We start from the raw sequence: 2,817 nt of genomic DNA, 5'->3' as shown, positions 1-2,817 counted from the left end.
TTCGCCCTCGAAGTCGCCCTCTACCGACTCCTCGAATCCTGGGGCATCAAGCCCGACCACCTCGCCGGCCACTCCATCGGCGAACTCGCGGCCGCACACATCGCCGGAATCCTCACCCTCCCCGACGCCGCCAAGCTCGTCGCCGCCCGCGCCACACTCATGCAGGCCCTGCCCACCGGCGGCGCCATGATCGCCGTCCAAGCCACCGAAGCCGAGGTACTCCCCCACCTCGAAGACCTCCACGACCGCCTCGCCATCGCCGCCATCAACGGCCCCACATCAGTGGTCGTCTCCGGCGACGAGGACGCGGCGCTGGAGGTCGCCTCCCGACTCGCCGCGCAGGGCCGCAAGACCAAGCGGCTCACCGTCTCGCACGCCTTCCACTCCCCCCACATGAACGGCATGCTGGAGGAGTTCCGGAAGGTCGCGGCAGGCCTGAACTACGACGAACCCCGCATCCCCATCGTCTCCACCCTCACCGGCAAGCTCGCCACCGGGAACGACCTGCGCACCCCCGACTACTGGGCCGACCAGGTCCGCGGCGCCGTCCGCTTCACCGACGCCGTCGCCGCCCTGGAAGCCCTCGGCACCACCACCTTCACCGAGATCGGCCCCGACGCCATCCTCACCGCCCTGGTGACGGGAGCCGTCGAGGACCCCGACGCCGCGGTGGCCGCGGCCACCCTGCGGGCGGGCCGCCCCGAGGCCCTGCAACTGGCCGCAGCCGTGGGCCAGGTGTACACGCGAGGCGGTCGGGTCGACTGGTCCGCGTACTTCGGCGGCCGGCTCGACTCCACCCTCGACCTGCCGACGTACGCCTTCCAGCGCGAGCGCTACTGGCTCGACGCCGTCGAGGCCGCCGCCGACGCGTCGGGGCTCGGCCTGAGCCCCACCGACCACCCCATCCTCGGGGCGAGCCTGGACCTCGCCGACGGGGAGCAGACCCTCTTCACCAGCCGGTTGTCGCTGCGCTCCCACCCCTGGCTGGGGGACCACGCCGTTCTCGGCAGCGTCCTGCTCCCGGGCACCGCCTTCGTGGAGCTGGCCGTCCTGGCAGGAGGCCGACTCGGCACCCCGCAGGTGGAGGAACTGACCCTGTCGGCCCCGCTGGTGCTGCCCGAGCACGGCGGGGTGCAGGTCCAGCTGGTGGTCGCGGACGCGGACGGTTCGGGTCGCCGCGGAGTGGACGTGTACTCGCGTCCCGACGGCGAGGAGCCCGCCGAGGCCCGACCGTGGACCCTGAACGCCAAGGGCGTCCTGGCCCCCGCCGCCGACACCGGCGGCGAGGCCCTGTCGGTGTGGCCGCCGGCCGGCGCGACCGAGATCCCCCTGGACGGGGTGTACGAGCGGCTCGCCGCCCAGGACTACGCCTACGGCCCTGCCTTCCAGGGGCTGCGCCGCGTCTGGAAGGGCGACGGTGAGATCTTCGCCGAGCTGGCCCTGCCGGACGCGCGGCGCGCCGACGCCGGACGGTTCCTGCTGCACCCGGCGCTGCTGGACTCGGCGCTGCACCCGCTGCTGCCGGGTGTGGTGGACGACGAGCGGGTGGCGCTGCTGCCGTTCTCCTGGTCCGGGGTGAGCGTGCACGCCACGGGCGCCGCCGCGCTGCGGGTGCGGTTGACGCTCACCGGTCCCGAGGTGGCCTCGCTGACGGTGGCCGACGGGACGGGCGCCCCGGTGGCGACCGTCGAGTCGCTGCTGCTGCGCCCGCTGTCGAAGGAGGCACTGCGCGAGGCCAACTCCTCGGCACGCGACGGGCTGTTCCGCGTCGCCTGGAACGCGCTGCCCACGGCGCGCCCGACGGTGGACACCTCGGGCTGGGCCGTGATCGGTGACCTCACCGTCGACGGCGCCCGCCCGTACGCCGACCTCGCCTCGGTCGCGGCGGCCGAACCCGTGCCGGGCACGCTCGTCCTCGCGCTGCCGGCCGGCGGCGTCGACACCGACGTACCGGCCGCCACGCACCGCGCGGTGCGGGAGGCGCTCGCGACGGTCCAGTCCTGGACGGCCGACGAGCGGTTCGCCGACACCACGCTGGTGGTGGTCACCCGGGGCGCCGTCGCCACCGCCGACGAGCCCGTCACCGATCTGGCGCAGTCCTCCGTACGGGGTCTGCTGCTCGTGGCGCAGAGCGAGAACCCGGGGCGGATCGTCCTGGTGGACCTGGACGGCGACAGCCTGCCGGCCGGGGCCCTGGCCTCGGGCGAGCCGCAGATCGCGGTGCGCGGCGACGCGTACCTCGTGCCGCGTCTGGCCCGTACGAGTCAGGACACGGAAGCGATCACGCCGCGTTGGGACCGGGGCACGACCCTGATCACCGGCGCGACCGGCGCGCTGGGCGGCGTACTGGCCCGGCACCTGGTCACCGAACACGGCGCACGGCACCTGCTGCTCCTCAGCCGACGCGGTACCGAGGCGGCGGGCGCGGCCGAGTTGACGGCCGAACTGACCGGGCTCGGCGCCGAGGTCACCGTGGCCGCCTGCGACGTCGCCGACCGGGAGGCCCTGGCGGGCGTGCTGGCGGCGATCCCCGCCGAGCAGCCGCTCACCGGGGTGATCCACACGGCCGGTGTGCTGGACGACGGTCTGCTCTCCTCGCTCACCCCCGAGCGGCTGGGCAAGGTGCTGGCGCCGAAGGTCGACGCGGCCTGGAACCTGCACGACCTCACCAAGGACCTGGACCTGTCGGCCTTCGTCCTCTACTCCTCCATCGCCGGTCTGATCGGCAACGCCGGCCAGGCCAACTACGCGGCCGGCAACACCTTCCTCGACGCCCTCGCCCAGTACCGCCAGGCCAACGGCCTCCCGGCCACCTCA

At 74.2% G+C, this 2,817-nt stretch carries 1 protein-coding gene; it reads left to right on the top strand.

The genetic code is table 11. The features are described 5' to 3' along the window. Positions 1-2,817, top strand: a 2,817-nt coding sequence (locus ADK55_RS12870; RefSeq protein WP_159041377.1) for an SDR family NAD(P)-dependent oxidoreductase, incomplete at both ends; no start/stop codon positions are given.

It is taken from the genome of Streptomyces sp. WM4235, from assembly GCF_001279725.1.
Lineage (GTDB): Bacteria > Actinomycetota > Actinomycetes > Streptomycetales > Streptomycetaceae > Streptomyces.
Note: the sequence above shows the minus strand (reverse complement) of the source record. Positions and strands in the feature narration are given on the sequence as shown.